Origin of the sequence: Micromonospora sp. NPDC049230, assembly GCF_040647875.1 — a bacterium.
Classification (GTDB): Bacteria; Actinomycetota; Actinomycetes; order Mycobacteriales; family Micromonosporaceae; genus Micromonospora.
On sequence record NZ_JBEZCZ010000011.1, the window covers coordinates 59,895 to 82,992 of the forward strand.

Annotated in this window: 25 protein-coding genes and 1 pseudogene; 7 read left to right on the plus strand and 19 right to left on the minus strand. The window is 72.0% G+C overall.

Features of this window, described 5'->3' with window-relative positions; genetic code table 11:
- Position 1: 1 nt before the first annotated feature.
- On the minus strand, positions 2–802 hold the full coding sequence (locus AB0A95_RS12625; RefSeq protein ID WP_357555802.1) for a crotonase/enoyl-CoA hydratase family protein: 801 nt from the start codon (positions 800–802) through the stop codon (positions 2–4).
- Between the two features lie 184 nt (positions 803–986).
- On the opposite strand from AB0A95_RS12625, the gene AB0A95_RS12630 reads away from it, so the two are divergent.
- Positions 987–1,841: a Rieske 2Fe-2S domain-containing protein gene (locus tag AB0A95_RS12630; protein ID WP_357555803.1), complete on the plus strand. Its 855-nt coding sequence runs from the start codon at positions 987–989 to the stop codon at positions 1,839–1,841.
- A 464-nt stretch (positions 1,842–2,305) separates the two neighbouring features.
- Here AB0A95_RS12630 and AB0A95_RS12635 read toward each other — a convergent pair.
- The 12 genes and pseudogenes from AB0A95_RS12635 to AB0A95_RS12690 form a co-directional block, all read right to left on the minus strand.
- Positions 2,306–3,328, minus strand: a pseudogene (locus tag AB0A95_RS12635) (LysM peptidoglycan-binding domain-containing protein); the annotation flags it as partial.
- A gap of 14 nt (positions 3,329–3,342) precedes the next feature.
- Positions 3,343–3,789 carry a pilus assembly protein TadG-related protein gene (locus tag AB0A95_RS12640; RefSeq protein ID WP_357555804.1) on the minus strand — a complete coding sequence of 149 codons (447 nt, stop codon included), beginning with the start codon at positions 3,787–3,789 and terminating at the stop codon, positions 3,343–3,345.
- Complete coding sequence (locus AB0A95_RS12645; protein ID WP_357555805.1) at positions 3,786–4,253, minus strand: TadE/TadG family type IV pilus assembly protein; 468 nt, start codon at positions 4,251–4,253, stop codon at positions 3,786–3,788. The genes AB0A95_RS12640 and AB0A95_RS12645 overlap by 4 nt, the downstream gene beginning before the upstream one ends.
- The gene (locus tag AB0A95_RS12650) at positions 4,250–4,696 is read right to left on the minus strand and encodes a TadE family protein (RefSeq protein ID WP_357555806.1); all 447 of its coding nucleotides are present in this window, start codon (positions 4,694–4,696) and stop codon (positions 4,250–4,252) included. The genes AB0A95_RS12645 and AB0A95_RS12650 overlap by 4 nt, the downstream gene beginning before the upstream one ends.
- 5 nt (positions 4,697–4,701) lie before the next feature.
- Positions 4,702–4,926: a hypothetical protein gene (locus AB0A95_RS12655; RefSeq protein WP_357555807.1), complete on the minus strand. Its 225-nt coding sequence runs from the start codon at positions 4,924–4,926 to the stop codon at positions 4,702–4,704.
- 27 nt (positions 4,927–4,953) lie between these two features.
- Positions 4,954–5,823, minus strand: a complete 870-nt coding sequence (locus AB0A95_RS12660; protein ID WP_357555900.1) for a type II secretion system F family protein — start codon at positions 5,821–5,823, stop codon at positions 4,954–4,956.
- Between the two features lie 5 nt (positions 5,824–5,828).
- The gene (locus tag AB0A95_RS12665) at positions 5,829–6,731 is read right to left on the minus strand and encodes a type II secretion system F family protein (protein ID WP_357555808.1); all 903 of its coding nucleotides are present in this window, start codon (positions 6,729–6,731) and stop codon (positions 5,829–5,831) included.
- Positions 6,732–6,735: 4 nt separating this feature from the next.
- On the minus strand, positions 6,736–8,277 hold the full coding sequence (locus AB0A95_RS12670; protein WP_357555809.1) for an ATPase, T2SS/T4P/T4SS family: 1,542 nt from the start codon (positions 8,275–8,277) through the stop codon (positions 6,736–6,738).
- Positions 8,267–9,067 carry a ParA family protein gene (locus AB0A95_RS12675; protein ID WP_357555810.1) on the minus strand — a complete coding sequence of 267 codons (801 nt, stop codon included), beginning with the start codon at positions 9,065–9,067 and terminating at the stop codon, positions 8,267–8,269. The genes AB0A95_RS12670 and AB0A95_RS12675 overlap by 11 nt, the downstream gene beginning before the upstream one ends.
- 2 nt (positions 9,068–9,069) lie before the next feature.
- Entirely contained in the window at positions 9,070–9,729 is a 660-nt protein-coding gene (locus AB0A95_RS12680) for an SAF domain-containing protein (protein ID WP_357555811.1), read from the minus strand.
- Positions 9,726–10,685 (minus strand): hypothetical protein, encoded by a 960-nt coding sequence (locus AB0A95_RS12685; protein WP_357555812.1) that lies wholly within the window; start codon positions 10,683–10,685, stop codon positions 9,726–9,728. Before AB0A95_RS12685 ends, AB0A95_RS12680 begins: the two co-directional genes overlap by 4 nt.
- Positions 10,679–11,245, minus strand: coding sequence for a hypothetical protein (locus AB0A95_RS12690; protein ID WP_357555813.1), 567 nt, complete (start codon positions 11,243–11,245; stop codon positions 10,679–10,681). The genes AB0A95_RS12685 and AB0A95_RS12690 overlap by 7 nt, the downstream gene beginning before the upstream one ends.
- Before the next feature lie 590 nt (positions 11,246–11,835).
- On the opposite strand from AB0A95_RS12690, the gene AB0A95_RS12695 reads away from it, so the two are divergent.
- A complete protein-coding gene (locus tag AB0A95_RS12695) occupies positions 11,836–12,591 on the plus strand; it encodes an A24 family peptidase (protein WP_357555814.1) in 756 nt (251 codons plus the stop codon).
- Positions 12,592–12,930: 339 nt separating this feature from the next.
- On the opposite strand, the gene AB0A95_RS12700 is transcribed toward AB0A95_RS12695, so the two are convergent.
- Positions 12,931–13,560, minus strand: coding sequence for a phosphatase PAP2 family protein (locus tag AB0A95_RS12700; protein ID WP_357555815.1), 630 nt, complete (start codon positions 13,558–13,560; stop codon positions 12,931–12,933).
- A 223-nt stretch (positions 13,561–13,783) separates the two neighbouring features.
- Here AB0A95_RS12700 and AB0A95_RS12705 point away from each other — a divergent pair, with 223 nt between their 5' ends.
- Positions 13,784–16,135: a glycosyl hydrolase family 65 protein gene (locus tag AB0A95_RS12705; RefSeq protein ID WP_357555901.1), complete on the plus strand. Its 2,352-nt coding sequence runs from the start codon at positions 13,784–13,786 to the stop codon at positions 16,133–16,135.
- A gap of 117 nt (positions 16,136–16,252) precedes the next feature.
- Here the strand turns inward: AB0A95_RS12705 and AB0A95_RS12710 are convergent, their stop codons facing one another.
- Entirely contained in the window at positions 16,253–16,717 is a 465-nt protein-coding gene (locus AB0A95_RS12710; RefSeq protein WP_357555816.1) for a hypothetical protein, read from the minus strand.
- A gap of 197 nt (positions 16,718–16,914) precedes the next feature.
- Between AB0A95_RS12710 and AB0A95_RS12715 the strand changes: the two genes are divergently transcribed.
- Positions 16,915–18,075, plus strand: a complete 1,161-nt coding sequence (locus tag AB0A95_RS12715) for a low temperature requirement protein A (protein ID WP_357555817.1) — start codon at positions 16,915–16,917, stop codon at positions 18,073–18,075.
- Positions 18,076–18,085: 10 nt separating this feature from the next.
- Positions 18,086–18,982 (plus strand): helix-turn-helix domain-containing GNAT family N-acetyltransferase, encoded by an 897-nt coding sequence (locus AB0A95_RS12720; protein WP_357555818.1) that lies wholly within the window; start codon positions 18,086–18,088, stop codon positions 18,980–18,982.
- Positions 18,983–19,000: 18 nt separating this feature from the next.
- On the opposite strand, the gene AB0A95_RS12725 is transcribed toward AB0A95_RS12720, so the two are convergent.
- From AB0A95_RS12725 to AB0A95_RS12735, 3 genes are read right to left on the minus strand one after another with little or no spacing between them, the layout of a single operon-like run.
- Positions 19,001–19,396 carry a hypothetical protein gene (locus AB0A95_RS12725; protein ID WP_357555819.1) on the minus strand — a complete coding sequence of 132 codons (396 nt, stop codon included), beginning with the start codon at positions 19,394–19,396 and terminating at the stop codon, positions 19,001–19,003.
- A 5-nt stretch (positions 19,397–19,401) separates the two neighbouring features.
- Positions 19,402–20,316, minus strand: a complete 915-nt coding sequence (locus tag AB0A95_RS12730) for a methyltransferase domain-containing protein (RefSeq protein WP_357555820.1) — start codon at positions 20,314–20,316, stop codon at positions 19,402–19,404.
- A complete protein-coding gene (locus AB0A95_RS12735; protein ID WP_357555821.1) occupies positions 20,316–20,615 on the minus strand; it encodes a hypothetical protein in 300 nt (99 codons plus the stop codon). Before AB0A95_RS12735 ends, AB0A95_RS12730 begins: the two co-directional genes overlap by 1 nt.
- Positions 20,616–20,666: 51 nt before the next feature.
- On the opposite strand from AB0A95_RS12735, the gene AB0A95_RS12740 reads away from it, so the two are divergent.
- A complete protein-coding gene (locus AB0A95_RS12740) occupies positions 20,667–21,299 on the plus strand; it encodes a TetR/AcrR family transcriptional regulator (RefSeq protein ID WP_357555822.1) in 633 nt (210 codons plus the stop codon).
- On the opposite strand, the gene AB0A95_RS12745 is transcribed toward AB0A95_RS12740, so the two are convergent.
- The gene (locus tag AB0A95_RS12745; RefSeq protein WP_357555823.1) at positions 21,296–21,736 is read right to left on the minus strand and encodes a MarR family transcriptional regulator; all 441 of its coding nucleotides are present in this window, start codon (positions 21,734–21,736) and stop codon (positions 21,296–21,298) included. The two genes, AB0A95_RS12740 and AB0A95_RS12745, sit on opposite strands and share 4 nt — an antisense overlap.
- Positions 21,737–22,204: 468 nt before the next feature.
- Here AB0A95_RS12745 and AB0A95_RS12750 point away from each other — a divergent pair, with 468 nt between their 5' ends.
- Positions 22,205–22,933 (plus strand): nuclear transport factor 2 family protein, encoded by a 729-nt coding sequence (locus AB0A95_RS12750; RefSeq protein WP_357555824.1) that lies wholly within the window; start codon positions 22,205–22,207, stop codon positions 22,931–22,933.
- The last annotated feature ends 165 nt before the right edge of the window (positions 22,934–23,098 follow it).

A 23,098-nucleotide genomic window follows, 5' to 3' on the forward strand; every position in this document is an offset into this window, starting at 1 on the left:
GCTAACCGGTAGCCGACGCCGTCGGGGGGTGTACCCCTCCCGGCGGCGTCGCGCCGTGTCGGCCCTCGCCCGCGACGAACCGGGCCGCGCCGGCTGCCGCGTCCGTGGCGAGCGAATCCATCCCGTACGCCAGCTCGGTCGCCAGCGCCTCCGGCTCGGGCAGCCCGCCGCCCGCCAGGACCGCCGCCCGATCGTTGCGCAGGCAGCTCTGCGGGTGCCGGGCGATCGCCGCCGCCAGTTCCTCGGCCGCGGCCCGTGCCTGGCCGGGTGGCACCAACCGATTGACCAACCCCATCGAGTACGCCTCATCCGCCGGCACCGGCCGGCCGGTGAGGATCAGATCCATGGCCCGGCTCTCGCCGATCAACCGGGGCAACCGCACGGTGCCGCCGTCGATCAGCGGCACTCCCCAGCGACGGCAGAACACCCCGAGCGTCGCGTCGGACTCGGCGACCCGCAGGTCGCACCAGAGCGCCAACTCGAGCCCACCCGCCACCGCGTACCCGGAGATCGCCGCGATCACCGGTTTGCTGAGCGTCATCCGGGTCGGGCCCATCGGGCCGTCCCCCTCCGGCTCGACCCGGTTGCCGCTCGGTGTGCCGAGGGCCCTGAGATCGGCCCCGGAGCAGAACGTGCCACCGGCCCCCCAGAGCACGGCCACCGAAGCGTCAGGGTCTGCCTCAAAGGCCCGAAAAGCGTCGGCGAGCGCCCGAGCCGTAGGTCCGTCCACAGCATTCCGAACGTCCGCCCGGTCCAAGACAATTGTGCAAACCGCCCCAACCCGCGTCACCCGCACACCCATCCCGCCAGCATGCCCGCCCCACCCGCACCCCACAATCCCCGTCGATCTTGCACTTTCGGTCGCCGTTTAGCGGTTTTACCGCGAATTGTCGAGGCAGAAAGTGCAAGATCGGCGCGGTGGGTGGCGCGGCAGGTTTGTTCCCGCCGACCGGTTTGCGACGGCGATCGCCGGGAAGTCGGTACTCGTGCGAGCACTTTTGACGAAAGTTGAGCAGGACTCCCGGCTGGACCGCGCGGGAGACCGGTTGCAGAGGGTCGTCCTGGGGACGCTGCGTCCGCGCCGGCTGCGCGACCTGCTGCACGGGGTGACCCTCGGGCATCCGCTGCACCCGGCGATGGTGCAGGTGCCGGTCGGCGCGTGGATCAGCGCCGCCGTGCTGGACCTGATGCCCGGCCAACGTCGACCCGCCACAGTGCTTGTCGGCCTGGGCACCGTCAGCGCGCTGCCGGCGGCGATCGCCGGGCTCAACGACTGGGCGGCACTCGCCCGGGACCAGCGCCGCGTCGGCCTCGTGCACGCCGCCGCCAACACCGTCGGCATGACGCTCTACGCCGGCTCGCTGGCCGCGCGGCTGACCGGTCGGCACGGCGTCGGCCGCGCACTCGGCTTCCTCGGGCTCTCCACAGTGAGTCTCGGGGCGTACATCGGGGGTCACCTCGCGTACAAGCAGGGGGCGCAGGTCAACCAGAGCGTCTCCGAGTTGCACCGGATGACCGACGGCTGGCACTCGCTTGCCGACATGGCCACGTTGCCGCAGCGCACCCTGATCACCCGAGAGGTGGACGACGACATCTCGGTGATCCTCTACCGGCACGGTGACGAGGTGACAGTGATGTTGGAGCGGTGCCCGCACCAGAGCGGGCCGCTCGGCGAGGGCGAGGTCCAGGAGATCGACGGCCACGCCTGCGTGGTCTGCCCGTGGCACGGCAGCGCGTTCCGGCTCAACGGCGGCGAGGTCATGCAGGGACCCTCCGGCAACGACCAGCAGATCCTGCCCACCCGGATCCAGAACGGCGTGCTCCAGACCCGCCTACCTTGAGGCGGTACGCGCCGGAACGGGCGAACGGATCAACCGCGTCGGTGTCGGCCGACCGATGGCCCGTCCGGTGCGGAGCCCCCGTCGTGCCCGCCGTCGAAGAAGCCGCCCTCCGCGCTGCCGCCAACCCAACAGTCGTCGGCACCCCAACCCGACCCACCGGCGTGCGCCGTTCCACTGCCGGGCGGTGCCATTCCACTGCCGTTCGGTGCGGCACCGCCGTCGCGAGATGCCGTGCCACCACCCGTCGATGCCGTGCCTCCGTGGCGTGTCGCCGGCGCTTCGGCGGCTGCGGCCGCCCGGCTGGCAGCCCAGGCGGCACCGCTTCCCGCCGACCCGGAACCGGTCCGCCGGGGCCCGCTGGTGCGACCCGCACGTTCGGCACCCCGGCTCGTGCTCCCGCCGGCCCGGCCGGCGCTCCGGCCCGCACCGCCCCGGGGCGTACGGGAGGAGGCGAGAGCCGCTCCGGCGGTGGCCGGGCGGCGGCGCAGCCCCAACACGGCGCCGATCTGAGCGCCGACGATGCTCGCCACGGCGAGAACGGCGGAGACGGCGAGGGGCCGATTCACCCGGTCCTCGGTGCCGGCTCGGGCCGCGCCGACGGTCATCGCCGGTGGCTGGCCAGCCTCCGTATCGCTGGGGGGCGGCGGGGCCGGCTGTTGCGGTGCGACCCGTTCGGGCGCCGGCCGGGGCGCCTGTGGCTTCGGCGTCGCGGGCCGGTCGACGAGCCGACCTGTGGCGTGCTGCCGGGCACCCTGGTCGGCGGCCTCCGCGGGCAGTCGAAGCAACTGGCCGGGGCGGATCCGGTCCGGGTCGTCGAGCTTGTTGAGCTTGGCGAGCTGTCGGTAGTCGCCGAACTCGTCCAGGTAACGCTCGGCCACCTCGCCGAGGTAGTCGCCCCGCGCCACCCGGTACACCGGGGCGGGCTCGTCGTGGGCTGTCGAGCCGCCGGGTGTGGCGGCCCTGCCCGCCAGCCCGCCCCGCGCCAGCGGGGCTGCCGTGTCCGGCGTGGCGCCCGCGCGGGTCGGTGCGGCAAGGGTGACGGTGGCCGGTGCGTTCGTGCTCGCGTACGCCGGGGTGCCGTACACCGCCGCGGCGCTGGCGGCGGCCGGACTGGCGGCGAGGATCAGCGCGACCGAGCCGACGAGCGCGGCGGCGGCCTTCTGCTGGCGACTCATCCCGGGCAGCTTCGGCGCCGGACGGCGCAGACTCTGCGCCCCCAACTCGACGAGGACGGAGAAGGCGAACGTGGCCCAGCCGAACCAGCCGGCCACCGCCAGTGCCCGCAGGAAGAGTTGGCCGTCGTCCCGGCTGGTCAGCGTGGTGCCGATCTCGGCGATGGTGGGAAGGTGATCAGGCAGGGGGTTGCCCGCGAAGGCCAGCAGCGCGATCGGTGCGCCGACCAGCAGCGCACACAGCACGGCCAGCGCGCCCAAGCCGGTGAGGATCCGTCCGGTCCGTCGTACGACGGACCCACCCGATACGGGCATGACTGCCTTCCTTCCTACGGTCTTGCTGCGGTGACGGCCCGCGCGGTCGCCTCGCCGGTGACGGTGACCGTCTTGTCCCCGACGAACGGCCCGACCATCGAGCGGTTGTAGGTGATCGTGACGGTGACCCGGATCAGGGTTTCCCCGGCGACCTCGGGGAAGCTCACTGTGTGGCCGCTGGTGCCGGTGGCGGCGGCCAGGTAGTTGGCGACCGCCGCGATCGCCTCGGTCTCGTCGATCCGTGGCACGCCGCCATCGATCGCGGTCGCCCGATCGATGGCCTGACCACCGGCGCGGGCGGCCTCGGCGGCCAGGTTCTCGGCACGTTGCAGGGTGCGTAGCTGGCCGGCGCCGTCGAAGGAGAGACCCACGATGGCCAGTACGCCGATCATCGCCACCGCCAGGAAGATGCTGACCCGGCCGTGGTCGCCCGAGAGGCGGCGGCGGGTGGTCGCTGTCATTCCCGGCCCCGGTAGCGGTCCAGTGGGGAGGTGAACGTCGCGCTCACCCGCTTCTCGCTCGGCATCCCGGGCAGGAAGCCGAGGGCGATGTCCTGGAGCGACACCAGGCAGACCACCGTCACCGTCACAGTGGCGTCCGCACCGACCACGCTGCTGAAGGCGTCGTCGAAGCTGGTCGACTGACCAGCCACCGAGCCGGTGAGTTCCGGGTTCGGTTCGTTGGCGCAGGCCAACCCGCGCCAGTCCAGTTGATCCTGGACGGCCTCCAGCGCCGCTGTCCGGGCCGTGGCCGAGTCCCGGGAGATCGACGCGGCGCGGGCGGCGTCGTGTGCCGCGGCGTCGATCGCCTCGGCCGCCACCGCGGTACGCCCGACGACGCCGGCCAGCACCATCAGCGCGATGAAGGCGGGCGCGAGCACCGCCACCTCGATGGAGACCGAGCCCCGCTCGGTGGTGTGCTTCACGGCTCGGTCACCCTCTCCACCGTCCCGTGGGCGGTCTGCCGCACCGCGAAGTCCACGCCCGGCACCACCGACAGGGATCTGCCGCTCACCGTGCAGATGACCTCGACCTCGTCGATGATCACGCAGGTCGGGTCGGCCTCGTCCCAGCCCGCCAACCAGCCGCCGGCGGCCTGGAGGAAGCGGGTCGCGCTGTCCACGCCGGCACCGTCGGGCGCCTGGTACGGCCGTTGCGCGTTGACGCCACTCTGCGCGGCGTGCAACGCGGTCGAGCGGGCGAGGAAGACGGCCGCGACCTGGACCGAGGCGAAGAGCAGCACCATGATCAGCGGCATCAGCACGGCCAACTCCACCGGATTGGCGCCCCGCTCCCGGTCGCCGCCCGCGAGTCGGCGCCGGGTGGCGGTGAGCACCCGGCGCCACCTGGGAAACGCGGCTCGACGCATTCCGGCTACTGGCCCGTAACCGGACCTGTGCCGCCGTTCGGGTGGTTCGGGATGTTTGTCATCCAGTTGTTGGCCTTGGTCAGGGCCAGGGCGGTGACGGCGATGGCCACGGCGACCAGACCGGCGATGATCACCGCGGTGGGCACCGGGCTGTCACCGCGTTCACCGTCGCGGCGCAGCTCGGCCAGGCGCGTCGTCAGCACGACGTGCAGGTAGCTGAGGATGGACATGGCGGTACTCCTTCAGGGGGAGGGCTTTCAGACACGGGCGATGAACGGATAGAGGACGAAGCCGAGCAGCACGAAGACGAGCAGTGCGCCGGGGATGTCGAGTCGGCTGGTCACCCCCTCGGCGCGGGCGAGGTTGTCGGTGCGGATCTGGTCGCGGAGCGAGTCGGCCCGGCTGCGCAGGGTCTCGTGCACCTGTGCCCCCTCGCTGCCGGAGGAGCGCATGATCGCGCCGACATCGCCCAGCTCGGGAATGCCGATCTTGTCGGCGAGGTCGCGCAGCTCGTCCCAGGGCGCGTGCATCTGCATCTGGGCGATCCGCAGCGACTCCTGGAGCCTGTCGAACACCCAGCCGTCGCAGACCGCCGCGGCGCGTTCCAGCGACTGCACCGGCCCGTGCGCGGCGGAGAGCTGCAACGCCACCAGGTCGAGGTAGGTGCAGACTGCCGCACGGAACTCCTCCCGGGCGGCCTCGGCCTTGGTCAGCACGGCCCGGTGTGCCAGCAGCCCGCCGATCAGCGCCAGACCGAGGCTGCCGAGCACCGGCACGACGAGCGGGAACGACACGCCGAGCACCAGCAGCGCCACCCCGAGCACTGTCGGCGTGGCCAGCCCGATCAGTGCGGAGAGCAGCACCGACAGCGCGTACTGCTCGGGGGTCTGGCCGATCAGGGCGAGCGCCCGGTGCGGCGGGCGCAGCCAGCGGGACAACCCGCTCAGCGACTCCAGTCGCCGGGAGGCGGGAGTGGTGGCGCGACCGGTGCCGGGCGGCTGGTGCAGCCGGCGCAGCGCCGGACCGAGCGCCGGGGTCGCCGGCGCCAACTCCCGGACCACCAGGAACACGCCCAACCCGACCCCGCCACCACCACAGACCGCGACGACCAACGGCCAGTTCACGATCATGTTCATGCGATCACCTCGGCGGGATCGGGCGCCGGCAGGAACCGCGACGGCCGCCGCGGCTGGCTCATCGACCGCACCCAGGCCAGCAGGCCGATGAAGGCCGCGCCGAGGGCGGCCATCACCACCTGACCCACAGGCGTGCCGTACGGCCTGATGTACTCGGCGTTGAGCAGCCCGTACGCCAGGGTGGCCAGGGTCATCCCGGTGAGGAAGCGGACCGCGAACCGGGGTTGCGTCCGCTTGGCCTCGATCTCCCGACGGGTGGCCACCTCCGCCGATGCCGCGCCGGCGATCGAGCCGAGCACGTCACCCAGCCGCTCGCCCCGGTCGGAGAGGTGCAGGATCAGCGCCGCCACCACCTGGTCACCGACCGGGTCGGCGATCTCGTCGGCGAACGCCAGCAGCGCGGACCGGGCCAACCAGCCGGCCTGGAGACGAGCGGCGAGCAGTCGCACCTCGTCCTCGATGCCCGGTGGCACGCTGCCGATCGTGCCGATGATGGACTGTTGGAGGCCCTGCCCGGTGCCGGAGACGTCCTTGAGCCGGCGGGTCCACTCACCCACCGCCTCGATTCGGGCGATCGCCCGCTGCTCGGCCTTGCCCACCCCGAACAGCCACGGGGTGCCCGGCACCGCCACCGCCACCAGCAGGCCCACCACCGGCAGCCCGGTCAGCAGGAACGCCAACGCGCCGGCGCCCAGCGCGGCGACAAGCAGCGCCTGGTAGGCCCGCTGCTCGGACGGGGTGGCGCCCGGCCCGCGCCACAGCCGCCCCAGGCCCTGCCCTCGTCCCGGACGTGGCCTGGGGGGTCGGCGGGTGCCGACAAGCGCGACCACCGCCAACAGCAGACCTGCCACACAGGCGGCCCCGGAGACCACCGCGATCACCTCAAGGCTGCCCAGCATCAGGTCACCGCCGGGCCAGTCGGGTCTGCCGGGGTCGCCGCCAGGCACCGGCGCCGGCCTCGACCCACCGGGTCAGCAGCCGCGCGTCGTAACCCACCCGCAGCAACTGGTCGCGGACCCGCTCGGGCAGGTGCCGGGGGACCGCCCGACCGTCCGGGCCGGGCCCGAAGACCGTGGTGGTGGTGATCCGTCCGGCTTCGCCGGCCCCGATCACCTCCTCCACGTGCGAGACGAACCGGTGTTTACGCCCGCCGATGGCGGTCTCGTCCTCGACGGTGACGTAGACGATCAGGTCGAGGGCGTTGCCGGCCATCCGACGGGCCTGGTCGACAGTCATCTCGCGGCCGTGCGCCAGCGCCAACTCGACGATCCGTTCACCCACTCCGGCGGCCGTGCGGGCGTGGATCGTGCACATCGAACCCCGGCTGGTCGTCATCGCCTGGAGCATCGGCACGATCTCCCGGGACCGCACCTCACCCACGATGATCCGCAACACGCCCATCCGCAGCGACAGCGGGATCAGGTCGGCGATTGTCACCTCACCGGCCGGACGCCCGTCGAAGCCGCGCTCGCCGTGCCCCTCCCGGGCCTCGAAGCTCATCACCGCCCGGTGCCGCTCCCGGCGGCGGGCCGGCAGCAACTCCCGGCTCTCCTCCAACAGCACGTACGGCTCGTCGGGCGGGATCTCGTTCATCAACGCCCGGATGATCGTGGTCTTGCCGGCACCGGCCAGCCCGGCGACCATGATGTTCAACCCGGCGCGCATCGACGCGCGGAGGAAGTCGCGCAGCAGCGGGTCGATCATCTCGTCCAGGTCACCCCGGGCGCCCGCGATGTCGTCGAGGCTCACGTCCAGGGTGTTGTGCTTGCGGATCACCGCGTACGGGCGGTGGCTGACCAGGAACACCGCCGCCAGGCGACTGCCGTCGGGCAGTTGCAGGTCGAGGGTGGGCTTCACTGTGGACAGGGACCGCTCGGTCGCGCCCGCCCGGCGGGCCGCCGCCTGGAGGATCTCCACCAACTCGGCGTCGCTGTCGGCGATCGGTTCGGCCCAGTCCACCCCACCGCCGTGCCGGGCGATGCGTACCTGGTCGCAGCCGAGGATGTGCACCTCCTCGATGGTGTCGTCGACAAGCAGCGTCTGAAGCCGACCGAGCCCCACCAACTCGGCGGTCACCTGGTCGAGCAGCAGACGCTCCTCGTCGGCGGCCATCGGGGTGCCGGCCCGGCGGACGAAGTCCGCGTACGCGGCGACCACCATGACGGCCAGCCGGGCCCGCTCGGTGTCCTCCTCGTCGACTGTGAACTCCCGGCCGCGCTGCCAGAGGGTGAGCCGTTCGGTGAGTTCCCGGCGCAGCTCCCGGACCACCTGGAAGTCCATCCGGGGCCGGGGCGTGGATGCCGGCGGTGGCGTGGCGGTCGGCGTCGGCTGCGGCACCGGCACGGACTGGTGGTGCCGGCCGTTCGGCACGGCAAGCGGCGGCTCGGTGGAGGTCGCGCCCGGCGGCTGTTGGCGAGGATCCGCGGAGACCGGCTCAAACCGCATCCGGGACCCCCTCCCGCACGGGCCAGGCCAGCCGGGCCTGCCGCCGCTCCAGGAGCGCGCCGATCGGCACCTCCAACGCGGCGGCCGCGCGCATCAGCGGCCGTCCGGTCCGCACGGTCCCGCCCAGGGCGAGCACCCCGGCGGTACGCGGATCGTGTGGCAGCCGTGCGATCACCGGCAGTTTCAGTGCGCGACTGATCTCGGCTCGCCCGTGTCCGCCGCCGACCAACAACAGTCGCAGGGTGCCGGCCGGCACCCGGTGCTCGGCGAAGTCCCGTTCGATCGCGGTGATCACCGCCCGGGTGCCGGAGAGGTCCGGCAGTTGCGCCCGGGTCACCAGCAGCACCACCGAGGCTGCCCGCAGCACCGGCCACGGTGGTGCTGCCACGTGCAGCCGGCCGCAGTCGACGAGCACGTCGTAGCCGGGGATGCCGCGGTCGAGGGTGTTGAAGTAGTCGGCGAACCGCTGCCAGAGCGGGGTGACGCTGCCACCCTGTGTCGGGTCGACGAGCCCGGGCAGCAGCAGCCGCTCCCGGCGGGGTGCGTCCAGGTCGACAAGTTGCGACCAGAACGCGGTCTCCAGGTTGCCGTCGCGCAGCTCCCCGACGGCCAGTTCGCCGATGCCGCGGGGGCCGTCCAACTGGCCGCCGAGATAGCCGGCGAGGATCGACCCCCCGGCCGGGTCGCACTCGGCGAGCACCAGCCGTCGGTGCCAGCCCAGTGTGCAGGCCAGCGCGGAGGTCGTGACGCCGGGCGAACCCTTCGCGGACACCAGCGCGATGATCGCCATGCTCAGGCCGCCTCGGTCAGCACGACGGCGATGCGCGCCTGCGCGATGAGGGCCACCACCGCGGGCACGTCCCGGGTGGAGAGCGCCAGGTAGAGCACCTTGTCGGTGTTGGCCGGGCTGACCATGTCGATCACGATGGCCGGGAACCGGGTTCCTGCCGCGGCCGGGTCCCCGTTGGCGCTGCGGTCCGGGGTGCTGATCAGCAGGACCTTGTCCCCGGGGTGCAGTTGCCGGGCCGGCACCTGGGCGGTCTTCAGGCCGAGCGCGATCTGCTGCTGGTCGGGGCCGAGCAGCGGGTCGTCGGTGACCTGCCCCAGGGTGAGCAGGGTGCCCGGGACCAGCTTCACAGTGGCCCGCTTGCCGACCACCTCGTCGAGCCGGCCGGCGGGCACCGGGCGCAGCCCCTGCCCGCCGGCGACCTGCACGGTGACCAGGTCGGCGGCGCTGATCTCCCGACCCACCTCCACCTGCCGGGCGACCGCGAGATAACTGCCGGTGGCCCGGACCGAGGTGACCGCGAACGCCGCGCCCAGCCCACCCAGGGCGATCAGGAGTACGGCGAGACCGAGCAACCCCGGGCGGACCCGACGCTGCCGGACCACCTTGGGCGGGCTGACCGGTGCGTCCACCGACCCGGTCCCGTTGTGCGTCGCGAGACTCATCGGGTCACCACCTGGAGTTCGTTGATCTGGATCTGCACGACGCCGCTGTTCCGGGTCACCGGGATCTCTCCGCTCTGCCCACCGCCGTTCCAGGTCACCTTCCAGTGGGTGGTGGCGGTGACGTCGTAGGTGCCGGCCTTCTGGTAGCCCTTGTGGTACCCGCAGGTCGGGGAGGTGCGGCCGGCAAGCTCGTCGTCCGTCGCGACGTACGGGGTGCCCGCGCCGGGGCAGGACACCCGCTCGCCGTTGCCCATGTCCCAGACGATCTCGTCGACCTGCGCCGTGATCTCGACCGTGACGTCCCGATCGGTCTCGTCGGCGGAGATCGGGCCGAAGTAGGCGGCTTCTTTGTCGGACCACATCCACACCGGCAGGCCGACCAGGCCGGGGCCGTTCTTCTTGCGGGGTGCGACAGCCAGCGGCGCCGGCTTCAGCGTGATCTTCGCCAGGGCGCGGCGGGCCAGCTCCTCCGGGTTGGGCGGTGCGCCGAAGCCGGGCGGCGGCTCACGCAGCACCACTGTTATGTTGCCCACGTCCGCGCCGCCGTTGCAGGTCTGCACGTACCAGTGCTGACCCTCGGGTGCCTCGTCCTGCGGCTCGGCCAGCTCGTAATAGCAGCCGTCACCGCTGTCGAACCAGCCCTTGAACTCGTCGTAGCAGGGCACCGTCCGCCCGTCCCACCGGCAGACGCCGCCACCGCCACCGTCGTCGTCTCCGCCGCCGTTGTCCCCACCGCCACCGGGACCGCCCGGCTTGCCCGGTTCGTCGTCCCAGACGCTGCAGTCGGGCTGGTCGGGCGGGCAGCTCGCCCCCGGGCCGGCACGCCGGGCGGCAGCGGCCGGCACTGTCGTGCCGACCACCAGGAGGAGCGCGAGCCCGATCCCGGCGAGGGCCCGCCGAGCTGTCGCGCCCCGGGGGGTACGCGCCGGAGCGCCCCCTCCTGCCCAGGTCAGCATGGCTGGTCCCGGTGCAGCGTGCCGGCGTTGATCAGCCAGCGGCCGTCGGGATATCGGGTCGCCGTGGCGGTGGAGAGGTGCCTACCGCCCCCGCTGCCGGGCACCACGCGCTTGTTCTTGGCGTAGACCAACAGGTAGCCGGTCATGTCCAGGCAGTCCTGGATCTCGACAGTGGCCGGGTTCGCGTCCAGGCTGACGGCGGTCACGGTCGGGTCGGACTTCAACGTCCCGGTTCGCACAGCACCGTGCTCCTTTGCGTCGCGAATGGACAATTGCACCCGGGTCAGAAGTGGATCAGCGAGAAATCGGGACAGTTCCGGCGCGCGCGGATCGCTGCGCCCACCCGCCGCCCGCGAGGCCGCCAGATAACCGGAGTACGCGTCAAGTGCCGCCTTTTCGGCAGCGCGCCGTTCGACGTCCGGATCCGTCGGTTGCCCGTCGTCCTGGGCTGCCGCCGGCCTTTCGACGGCCTCCGGCCCGCCGGCGCAGGCGGTGACCGGCACCACCGCCACGACCGCCAGCAGGCAGATTGCCGCTCGTCTGAGCTGCCGTCCGCGCACCGTCGAGCCTCCTCGTGGTCGCCCGGCGCGGTGACTGATCACCGTCGCAGGGCATGCGGAAGCGCGCCCGGATCAGCACATCCGGAGCCGATCATTGCGCCTCTGCATTCACCGTTACGGATCTTCTACAAATGCAAGGTCCCGTGTCGTCGGATTGTGAAGGTGAGGCTTGCGTCACACCCAAGGGGCGAGCATAAGCTGACGCTCGCCGATGCAACAGAGGCAATCAAATCGAATACTTTCCGTGATGACAGGTGGTGGTGGCGGGTGTCCGCACCGCGTCCAGCGCAGCGGCCCGGCGGAAGATCGTCGGTGGCCGGGCGTCGGCGGGCCGCTCGGGGGCGGCGGCGTCTCGTCGGCGGTCCTGGGAGTGGGACATCGCGGTCTCATCCTGGCATCCGGGCAGGGTCGTGGACCGATCGGCGAGCTGTCGCCCCCGACGGGGTGCCCGCCCCCGATCCCGCCGGAGGCACCCCTCCGGAGGCCGGTGGGGAGGTCTCTTTCTGCGCCATCCGCCACACCACAGCGATCGCCCAGTCACTATCCGTGTTTGCCGCTGCTGCGGGATGTCGGGGTGCCCGGGCGATGGCATGGCGCTGACCGGCCCCCCGACCGAGGCCCACGTCCGGGGTTCGACAGTGCTCGCGTTCCTCACGGTCAGCCCACTGATGCGGATGGCCGCGCTGCGCTACGCCGTACCCCGGGGCCTGCCCAACCGGACCGGCTGCGACGCCTGCGGCGCTCCGGTCGGCCTGACCCGGCCCTGGCCCGCGCTGGGCCCGGCGGCCCGGTGCGGTCGGTGCCGCGCACGGGTCGGCCCACCGCCGGGCGCTGTCGAGCTGGCCGCGCTCACCGCGGTGCTGCTGCTGGCACTTGTCGGCCCAGCGGGTGGGGCGCTGCCGGCGCTGGCCTGGTGGCTCGGCTGGACGATCCCGGCGGTCCTCGTCGACCTGGCCGTGCACCGGCTGCCGGATCGGCTCACCCTGCCAGCGGCAGCAGGGACGTGGCTGCTGCTCGGCGTCGCCGCCGCCCTCGCTGGCGAGCCGGGGCCGTGGGTGCGGGCTGCCGTCGGCGGCGCGGGGCTGGCGCTGTTCTTCGCCAGCACCACGGTGCTGCTGGGCAACCGCGGCTTCGGGCTGGGTGACGCCAAGCTGGCGCTGGGTGTGGGGGCGCTGCTCGGCTGGTACGGCTGGCCGGTGCTGCTGTTCGGGCTGCTGCTCGCCTTCGGGCTGTCCGCCGTGGTGAGTCTCGGCCTGTTGGCCACGCGTCGGGCCCGCTGGAGCACACACCTGCCGTTCGGCCCGTTCCTCCTCCTCGGCACGGTGGGCGCGCTCCTGCTGCCCTGACCCGGCCCGCCCGCCCGCCGCCCACCGTCAAGATCGTGCTCGATCCTGGATCGCAACACCGTTGCGTCAGGGCTGTAGCCGCCGGAGTCAACCCGGGACAGGAAGTGCCCGATCAGGGAGCGGGTTGGGCCCGGCCTGGCGATCATGGAGTTGTGGTGCCGACTTTGGGGGTTTTACGGTCGTTCTGTTACCTACCACAACTCCATGATCGGCGAGGCGGTGCTGGTTGACGAACAGCCGTTCCACCTCACGCAACGGCGTTGTCCAGGATTGAGTGGTGTCGCGCGGGTTGGAGGCCACTACAACCAGGATCGAGCGTGACCTTGTGCGGCGTGGAGGTCACTGGCGGGTGCGGCTCGCCAGTTTCGGGGTCGGGCCCTCGGCGCGGTCGGATCGACGGCGTAGCACCTCGGCGGCCGGGCGGGCCAGCAGCGGGGTCGCCACCACGGCGACCAGCGCACCGAACAGCACGCCCGCGATCACGTCGTGCGGGTAGTGCACGCCCACGAAGACCCGGGAGAAGGCGCCCAGCGCGGCCAGGGGCAGCGCGACCAGACCGAGTCGGCGGGAGAGCAGCAGCGTGGTCACCGCCAACGCGCCGGCCACCGTCGCGTGGTTGCTCGGAAACGACCAGTCGCCCGGGGGTGGACAGGTGCCCGCGATGATCGCCCGGCCGACCGTCCGACAGGGGCGATCCTCGTCCACCACGGTCTTGAACCATTCACTGCCGACGTACGCCAGAAGGGCTGGCAGCGGTGCGATCAGGGCGAGTGCCCGGCCGTGCGGACCGCCGGACCGGCGGGTCAGCGCGGCCATCAGCAGCAGCGCACCGAGCAACAGGATCACCCCCTCGGTGGCGTGCCCGGCGAACCATCGCACCGGCTCGGGGCTGCTGGCGGCGGCGTCGACGACGTCGCGGTACCACTCAACACTGATCTCTGGGACGTCCATGCTGCCGTTGGCGGCCATGCCTCACCTCACCTCACCTCACGTTCATACCTCGTTCACCTTGGGAGCACCCTAGGAACACGGCAGTGGGCATCACAGCCGACGAAGGTCGGTTGGACTTCCTGACCTTCGTCCAGGATTCGTTCAGCCGGCTCTGCTTGGCTTGTCGCGGACATCGGCATTCACGGGAGGCTTTGTGCGGACCAGTTCGGCCACCGACCAACCGCCGCCCGTCAACGAGACGGTGGACGACCGGGCCTGGCGGATCCGGCGTACGAAGGCCGACCTGGATCGGCTCGACGAGACTGAGTCGATCTTCGCGGTGGGTAACGGGTGGGTCGGTTGGCGCGGTGTCCTCGACGAGGGCGTGCCGTGCGGGATGCCGGGCAGTTGCGTCAACGGTCTGCACGAGCGGCGCGAGCTGAGCTACCCCGAGGAGGGGTACGCGTTTCCACCGGCCAGCGACACAGTCATCAGCGCGCCGAACGCCGCGCTGATCCGGCTCTGGGTCGACGACGAGCCGCTGGACATCCGGACCGGGACGCTGCGCCACCACGAGCAGGTGCTCGACCTGCGCTCCGGTGTGCTGCGTCGGGAGACCGAGTGGACCTCGCCGGCCGGGCGGGGGGTGCGCATCCGCAGCACCCGGTTGGTGTCCCTGCCGCGCCGCCCGGTCGCCGCCGTCCGGTACGAGGTCGAGCCGCTGGACGCCCCCGTCGAGGTGCGGGTCTGCTCGGATCTGCTGGCCAACGAGACGGTGCCGCAACGCTCGGACGATCCCCGCGCGGCCTCGGTGCCGGACAACCCGCTGACCGCCGAGGCGTACCGTGCCGCCGGGCGCGACGGGGTGCTTGTGCACCGCACCGAACGCAGCGGTCAGCGCGTCGCGGTCGCGGTCAGTCATCTGGTCGACGGGCCGACCACGGTCACCACCACCGGCGACGGCACCCCGGATCGGGTCCGGCTGACCGTGGCGGGCCGCCTGCACCAGGGGGAGCGGCTGCGGTTGACGAAGTTCGCCGCGTACGAGTGGGCGGCTGTCGACGCGACATCCGCCGACGAGTTGGCCGCCCTGGCCGTCGCCGAGGCGGACGCGGCCCGCGCCGACGGCTTCGATGCGCTGCTCACCGACCAGCGCGCCGCCCTGGACGCGGCCTGGCAGGTCGCCGACGTGCAGCTCGACGGTGACCCGGAGCTACAACAGGCGGTCCGGTTCGCGATGTTCCACCTGATCCAGGCTGGCCGCCCGGACGCCGACCGGACAATTCCGGCGAAGGGTCTGACCGGCAACGGCTACGACGGGCACGTCCTCTGGGACACCGAGACCTACGTCCTGCCGGTGCTCACCTACCTGGCACCGGCGGTGGCCCGGTCGGCGCTGCGGTGGCGGCACCACCACCTGCCCGAGGCCCGCGAACGGGCCGCGGAGCTGCGGTTGACCGGCGCGACGTTCCCGTGGCGGACCATCGGCGGCCGGGAGTGCTCCGGCTACTGGCCGGCCGGCACCGCCGCGCTGCACGTCAACGCCGACATCGCCGACGCGGTGCTGCGCTATCTGGCCGCCACCGACGACAAGCTGTTCCTCGCCGAGGCGGGGCTGGAGTTGCTTGTGGAGACGGCCCGGCTCTGGCACGGCTTCGGGCACTGGTCGGACGAGGGCCACTTCCACCTGCACGGCGTGACCGGCCCGGACGAGTACGCCGCGCTTGTCGACGACAACGTCTTCACCAACCTGATGGCCCGGCGCAACCTGCGGGGCGCGGCGGACGCCGCCGAGCGTCACCCCGAGCTGGCCGACCGGCTCGGCGTGGACCGTGACGAGATCGCCGGTTGGCGGGCCGCCGCCGACGCGGCCTTCGTCCCGTACGACCACGCGCGCGGCGTGCACCAGCAGGCCGCCGGGTTCACCGACCAGCCCGAGTGGGACTTCGCCAACACGGGCGACGACGACTATCCCCTGCTGCTGCACTTCCCCTACCTGGAGCTGTATCGCAAGCAGGTGGTCAAGCAGGCCGACCTGGTGCTCGCCATGCAGCTCTGTCCCGGCGAGTTCAGCGCCGACGAGAAGGCCCGCAACCTGGCCTACTACGAGGCCCGTACCGTCCGCGACTCGTCGCTGTCGGCCGCCCCGCAGGCGGTGCTGGCCGCCGAGGTCGGGCACCTGGATCTGGCGTACGACCTGTTCGCCGAGTCGGTCCTACAGGACCTGGCGGACCTGGGCGACAAGACCGCCGACGGGCTGCACCTGGCCTCGCTGGCCGGTGCGTGGCTGGCGTTGGTGCAGGGCTTCGGCGGCCTGCGCGACGACCGGGGCGTGCTCTCCTTCGACCCCCGGCTGCCGCGACGGATCGACCGGCTGGCGTTCAGCCTGCGCTGGCGCGGCCACCGGCTGCGGGTCACGCTGACCCCGACCGAGGCCCGCTACGAGTTGCCCGGTGCCGGCCCGGACGCCGAGGTCGAGCTGTGGCACCACGGTGAGCCGCTGCGGGTCACCGGGGCCGAGCCGGTCACCCGGCCGATGCCGCCGGTGCCCGACCCCGGGCCGGAGCCGCCCTCCCCGCCCGGGCGCCGCCCCACCCGCCGCTCGTCCGACTGAACCGGGCCGGCGGACTCTGGTCCGCGCGGCTGGCTCTGGCCCGCGCGGCTGGCTCTGGTCCGCGGCCACGTGGCGGGTCGGTGGCACCGCGCGGCTGGTTCGGGCCGCGCGGCTGGCTCAGGTTGGCGCGGGGCCACCGGCCATGCGTTCGCGGACGGCCTCCAGCGCCTCGAAGGCGTACGCCCAGTTGTGGCACTTGAAGCTGCGGAGGCCGTCGATCGCCGTGTGGCAGTCGGCGCAGCGCACACCGGCGATGGCGGCCGGGATCTCGGTGTTGACGTATTTCCGCTCGCCCAGGATGACGGTGGCGATCATGGTCTTGTCGTGCAGGCCGGAGAGCGCCGACGAGACGATGTCGTACCAGGTGACCCGGCGGGCGCATTTCGGGCAGTCGGGCTCGTCGCCGCTGACCCAGAGCGGAGCGCCGATGCTGCGCGCCGGTATGCCGAGCAGTTTCTCCAGCCGCCGGACGTCCGATTCCGGGGTGGTCCAGCGATGCCGACCGGGCAGCGATGCGGGCGAGTCGTACACGGCGCGGAAAAGGTCGTGGTCGACCTGCACCGTCTCCCGCTGAACGGTCATCGGCGTCCCTCCTCGTTGAGTCGGTGCCCCCACCGTGGTCAGCGACGACCATGGGCGCAGCCGGATCAACGACACGAGGGGGCGGCGGGTCGTCGTCGCGGGGTGGGCATTCGCCGGCTGACCCGGTTCCGCCTCCGCTGGTCGGCGTCGGGTGGTACGACGGACGCAGGGCGTGCGTGCCAGCGGGAGGAGCGCCGATGGCGAGCAGGCCCGAACGGCTGCTGCGGGACAGTGGCTCGCCGCTGAGCGCCTCGTTCCTGGAGCTCTTCTTCGACCTGGCGTTCGTGCTCGCCCTCAGCCAGTTGGCGGAGCACCTGCTGCACGACCTCACAGTGGGCGGCGCGCTGCGTACCGCCCTGCTGTTGGTCGGGGTCTGGTGGATCTGGGTGACCACCACCTGGACCGCCGACTGGTACGACCCGGACACTCCGACCATCCGAGCGGTGCTGGTCGCCGCGACGCTGGGCAGCCTGCTGGCCGGGGTGGCGATCCCGCAGGCCCTGCACGGTCGCGCCGGGCTGTTCGCTGGCGCGTACGTCGCGGTCCACCTCGTCCGGGGCATGATCACCGTCTCGACGCTGCGCGGGCATCCGCGCCAGCGTCGGGCGCTGCGGATCCTCTGTTGGTACAGCGTTACCGCAGTGCCGTGGTTGGCCGGCGTGTTTCTGCCGGAGTGGCGGGTGGCGCTCTGGGCGTTCGCCCTCTCGATCGACCTGTCCGGCCCACGGCTCGGCTGGCCCACGCCGAGGATGGGTCGCGCCCGGCCGGAGGAGTTGCACCTCGCTGGCGCGCACTTCGCCGAGCGCTACCAGCAGATCATGATCATCGCGCTCGGTGAGCTGGTCCTGGTCTCCGGCCTGGCGTACTCCGACACCCGTCTCGGCCCCGCCGAGACCGCCGCATTCCTGCTGGTCTTCGCCACCGCCGTGCTGATCGGCCTGCTCTACGTGACGCCCGCCGGTCAGCACCTCGGCTCGGCCATCGAGCACGCCCCGGCCCGGCTCGGCGTCATCGCCGGGTACCTGCACCTGGTGATGATCGCCGGCATCGTGGTCACGGCCGTCGGGGCGGAACTGAGCATCGCCCACCCCACGGAGACCGGCGACATGAAGGCTGTCCTGGTCATCGTGGGCGGGCCGACGCTGTTCCTCGCCGGGCGGGTCCTCTTCTCGCTGGCGATCCACCGGCGGCTGTCCTGGCCTCGGGTGGGCGCCCTGGTCGTACTGGGCGGCGCGGCGGCCGTCGTGCGGATGCCGCTGCTGGCGGTCAGCGCGGTCGCCACGGCGGTGGTGCTCGTGGTGGCGGTCCTGGACCACGCCGGCATCATGTCCTACCGTCGACCCAAATCTACTGACTAAAGTCAGGTATATGGACTCGGCCCTCGTCGCCGCCGTGCGGCGGTTCAACCGGACGGTCACCCAACGCGTGGGTGCGCTCGACGACGAGTACATGGCCCAGGGGCGCCCTCTCGGGCAGGCGCGTCTGCTCTGGGAGATCGGCCCGGCTGGCGCCGAGGTCGCCGCGCTCCGGGCCCGGCTCGGCCTGGACTCCGGCCACCTGAGCAGACTCCTGCGCGCCCTGGAGAGTGACGGCCTGGTCACCGTGGGGTCGGCCGACCAGCCCGGGGGCGACGGTCGGGTCCGTACTGCCAGGCTCACCGACGCCGGCCGAGCCCAGTGGGCCGATCTCGACAGGCGGTCGGACGATCTCGCCGCCTCGATCCTCGAACCACTCACCGAGCACCGTCGGCAACGACTCGTCGCCGCCATGGCGGAGGTCGAACGGCTACTCATAGCCTCGATGGTCGTCATCGAGGCGTGCCCGCCGGGCGACCCACGGGCCCGGGCGTGCCTGCGGGCCTACGTCCGGGAGATCGGCCGACGATTCGACGACGGGTTCGACCCCGCACTGAGCAACCCGGTCCACGACGAGGCGCTCGTCCCGCCCGCCGGCGTGCTCCTGCTCGCCACCCTCAACAGCGAACCGATCGGCTGCGGCGCGGTCAAGCTCCAGCCGGACGGTCCCGCCGAACTCAAACGCGTCTGGGTGGCCGACACCGTGCGCGGGCTCGGCGTCGGCCGACGGCTCCTGAACGAGTTGGAGCGGTACGCCGCCGACCACGGCGCGACCGCCGTCCGGTTGGACACCAACCGCAACCTCACCGAGGCGATCGCCATGTACCGCGCGGCCGGCTATGCGGAGATCGAGCCGTACAACACCGAGCACTACGCCGATCACTGGTTCGGAAAGCGGTTGGAGCGCTGAGGGCCGCATCGGGGGTTACTACAGCCGCTCGAAGCTCTCCATGCCGGCGAGTTTCAGCACCTCGGTCCGGGTCGTCGGGCACTCCTGCCGGGTCTGGTCGTCGATCTGACGGCCGGTCGGCACGGGGCCCTGCTTCTCGTACCAGGAATAGAGGTTCACTGTGAGGTTGGCCATCACGCCCGTCTCGGACCCGATCCCCTTCAGGGTCGGCAACTGGCCGTCCAGGTAGGCGCACACCGCCTTCGCCGACACCGGCGTGGAGTCGCCGTCCGGAGTGGAGCCGGCCGCGCTGGGCGGGCCGTCGGTCGCTGTGGGGCGCTCCGGTGCCGCGGCCCCGGGCTCGGGCGCGGGGGTCGAGGTGCACGCCGTCGTGGCCAGCACCAGGCAGACGGTCGGCGCGAGCGTTCGGATCATCGTTCTCATCGGGTTTCGTCCTGACGTGGTTGTGGGTGGGTGGCGGTTGGGTTGTCGGCCCCGGCAGAGTTCGCGGCGACGAGCCAGAGGCCGGTGGGCAGCCGGTAGCCGACGCCTGGTGCGCGGAACCGACGGAGCAGCCGGGCGGCCCCCGCCCGGGCGGATGCCCGCGCACTCGGCGCAGCCGCCCGGTACGGGGCACCGGCCGGGCCGACCTCGACGAGCCATTCGGCCACGGCGTCGGCGTCGTCCGGGGTTTCCAGGGCGACATCGCACGGCGTGACCGTGACGGCGGTGAAGCCGGCCGTGGTGAGGATCCGGACGAGCCGCGCCGGGTCGGCGAACGCGAACGGACCGGGCTCGTCACCGACCGGGAGCGGTGGTAGCGGTCCGAGGTGCGGTGCGGCGCCGAGCATTGCCGCGGACAGCCACGGGTTGACGCCGCTGTCGCGGAAGACGGTCGCGGCGAGGCGCCCTCCCGGGCGCAGTGATCGCCGGATCGCGCGGCAGCCGGCAGTCGGGTCCGCCAACAGCATCAGGGTCATTCGTGAGTACGCCGCGTCGAACGGGGCACCCGGCACGACGTCGAGAGTCTCGATGTCGGCCACGTGGAACTGGATGCCCGGGTAATCGTCGGTGGGGAACCGGCGTCGAGCGGCGGCCACCATGGCCTCGTCGATGTCGACACCGATCGCCGCGCCGGTGACGCCGACCGCGGCGGCGATCTCGGCCGTGGTGCCGCCGCAGCCGGAGCCCACATCGAGGATCCGTTCGCCGGGTCGTGCGGCCAATCGATCTGTGGCAGCCGCGCCCAGCGGTCGACCGGCCTCGTCCTGCCGATCGGCGTGGCGAATCCAGCCAGCCGCCGCTCCCGCCCAGAAGGCGGCGCCGCGGGCCCGCAGGCTGGCGGTGTCGGCCATCAGAACGGCATCTCGTCGCCGTCGACGCTCATCGAGCGGAAGTGCGCCGCCTTCGTCGGGTCGAAGCCGTCCTCCTGGGCCGCCAGGCCTGCGGCCCGGACCAGCCGTTCGGACTGGAACCGGCGGAACGCCACTTCGTCCTGCCAGATGTTGATGATCCGCCAGCCGTCCTCTGTCGGCCCGGCGACGTGGGCGAGGAGGCCCGGCGGCCGGTCCGGCCCGAGGTGTCGCTCCACCTGCCGGTAATCCGCCTCGCTGACGCCGGGCATCTCCTGCAACACACCGAATGGCATAGCCACCGCCTCTCCGATAGAGTGAGCCTCTATCCAATAGAGCACTACACTCGGGCGGTGGTTGTCAAGCGGCGTTATGACTCTTCCCGGCGACAGGAGCAGGCCCGACAGACTCGGCGAGCGATCCTCCAAGCGGCTGGCCGGCTGTTCGTCGACCCCGGCTACGCGGCCACACCGCTGACCGCCGTCGCCGTCGAGGCCGGCGTCGCGGTCCAGACCCTGTACGCGGTGTTCGGCAGCAAGCGACAACTGCTCTCCCAGTTGGTCGACGTCACCCTGGCCGGCGACGACGAGCCGGTGGCCCTGCCGGACCGGCCCTTCGTCGCCGAGATCCGCGCCCTCGCCGACCCCCGAGCCAAGCTCGCCCGCTACGCCGCCCACCTGGCCGAGGTCAACGCCCGGCAGGCCCAGGTGATGCTCGCGTTGGCCGGCGCGGCCACGGCCGACCCGGACGTCGCCGAGATCTGGCGCAAGAACGTCGAGGACCGCCGCCGCGGCATGTCCATGTTCGCCGCCGAACTCGTCGGCACCGGAGGCGTACGCCCGGACCTGAGCGTCGATCAGGTGGCCGACATCCTCTGGTTGGCGCAGGACGTCCGCAACTTCGACTGGCTCGTCCAGCAACGCGGATGGGAGATCGAGCGGTACCAGCGGTGGTATGTGGACACCGTCAGCGGCGCGATCCTCTAGCTGCGGATGTACGGGTGGCCCGCGATCTCCGCGAACACCTCTTTGAACGCGGCGAACCGCTTCGCGCCCACGCGCTCGGCGTACGCCCGTTCGATGTCGGCGACGAGGGTGTCGGCAAGCGCGATCTGCTGCCGGCCACGCTCGGTCGGGACGATCAGTTTGGCCCGGCGGTCGTCCGGATCGGGCTGCCGGGTGACGTAGCCGAGGGCCTCCAGCTCGTCGACGAGCGTGCCGATCACCTGTTTGTGGGTGCTGGAGCGTTCGGCCAGCTCGCTGGCCCGGGTGCCGGTGAGGTCGAGGTAGGCCATCACCGCGCCGTGCCGCCGGCGCAGCCGGTCATGGCCGGCCGCAGTCAACCGGGAGAACAGCTGCTCTTCGAAGTTGGACAGCAGGTGCGCGGACAGCACTCCCACATCAGCGGATGCCGCATCGCTCATGGTGTCTCCCCGGTGCCCGCCGTCCTGTCCTGAGCGTACGGGGCGTCACCGTGGCGAGCCGCGCTGGTCCGCAGGTGGAGTCCGCGCCGCGCCGCGTCGTCCGAGCGCCGCGTCGTCCCCGCGCCGCGTCGTCCCCGCGCGCGTGATCCACTCGACTTCATGAAAGTCGCGGCGTCCAAGGCCTCTTGATACCGCGACTTCCTGAAAGCCGAGTTGATCAAGGCTCGGGCGGGTGCCGGAAGGCCGCGCGACGTGACTGCTGTCACCTGCCTTGGCGCCGCACCTTATAGTCACTAATCTTGACTATCAGAATAAGTGACCAATTGCAGGGGGCTGGCTGGTGTGCGCGGCACCGGCCGCGACACCTACGCGTTGCGACCGATGTTCCGCCTACCCGCGAGCGGCGGCGCTGCCGACTGTGGGAACGCATACAACAGGCGACCGTTCAATCACGCGATGGAGACTGACATGACAGGCAGCAGCACCCCGTACGGCAGTGGCGTGATCGGTGGCCGGTTTCTCGCCGACCTGGGCGCGCTCGTCGTCGAGCTGCACTTCGAAACCAGCGATCGACTGACGTTCACGATTCGCGACGGCGGCGGCCTCACCGAGCCCGGGTACACCGAAACCGTCGCCACGAAGATGATCGAGGTCCGGCCGGGGGTCTACGTCACCTCGTGGGTCGAGAAGTCCGGTGCCACGGTCACCCACCTGGAAGATTTCGTAACTGGCACGTTGCACTCCAACGCGACGCTGCCCAACGGCGGTGGCTTCTTCCAGATGAGCGGAACCATCACCCCGCTCGACGCGCCGGTGCGGCCCACTGTGGACAACGCCGCACGTAACAAGGAGATCGTGCTCACCGCCATGCGTGAGTTGTTCGTCGAGGGCGACACGACCGCCGTCGACAGGTACTGGCGGGAGCCGTACGTCCAGCACAGTCCCCAACTTCCCAACGGGCTGGAAACCCTCCGCACCGTCGTGCCCACCCTTGTGGGTTTCACGTGGGAGCCGCACCGCATCGTCGCCGAAGGCGACCTCGTCATGGCGCACAGCCTCGTACACGGCTGGGCACCCACGCCGGTGATCATCGTCGACATCTTCCGGCTTGAGGACGAGCGCATCGTCGAGCACTGGGACGTCATTCAGGAAGTGGTCCCCACCGAGAAGTCAGCCAACGGCAACGCGATGATCTGACGGGGCGCGGGTACCGGCCACCTGCGTTCGGGCGCCCGGATGCCCAGCAGGCACGGGCCTGCCGGAGCACCCGGGCGGTCACCCGCCGGGCAACGTGGCGACGTTCAGCCAGCACCCCGACCTCGGGCAGTCCCTGTCGCGCCTGCACCCGCGACGGGGCTCACC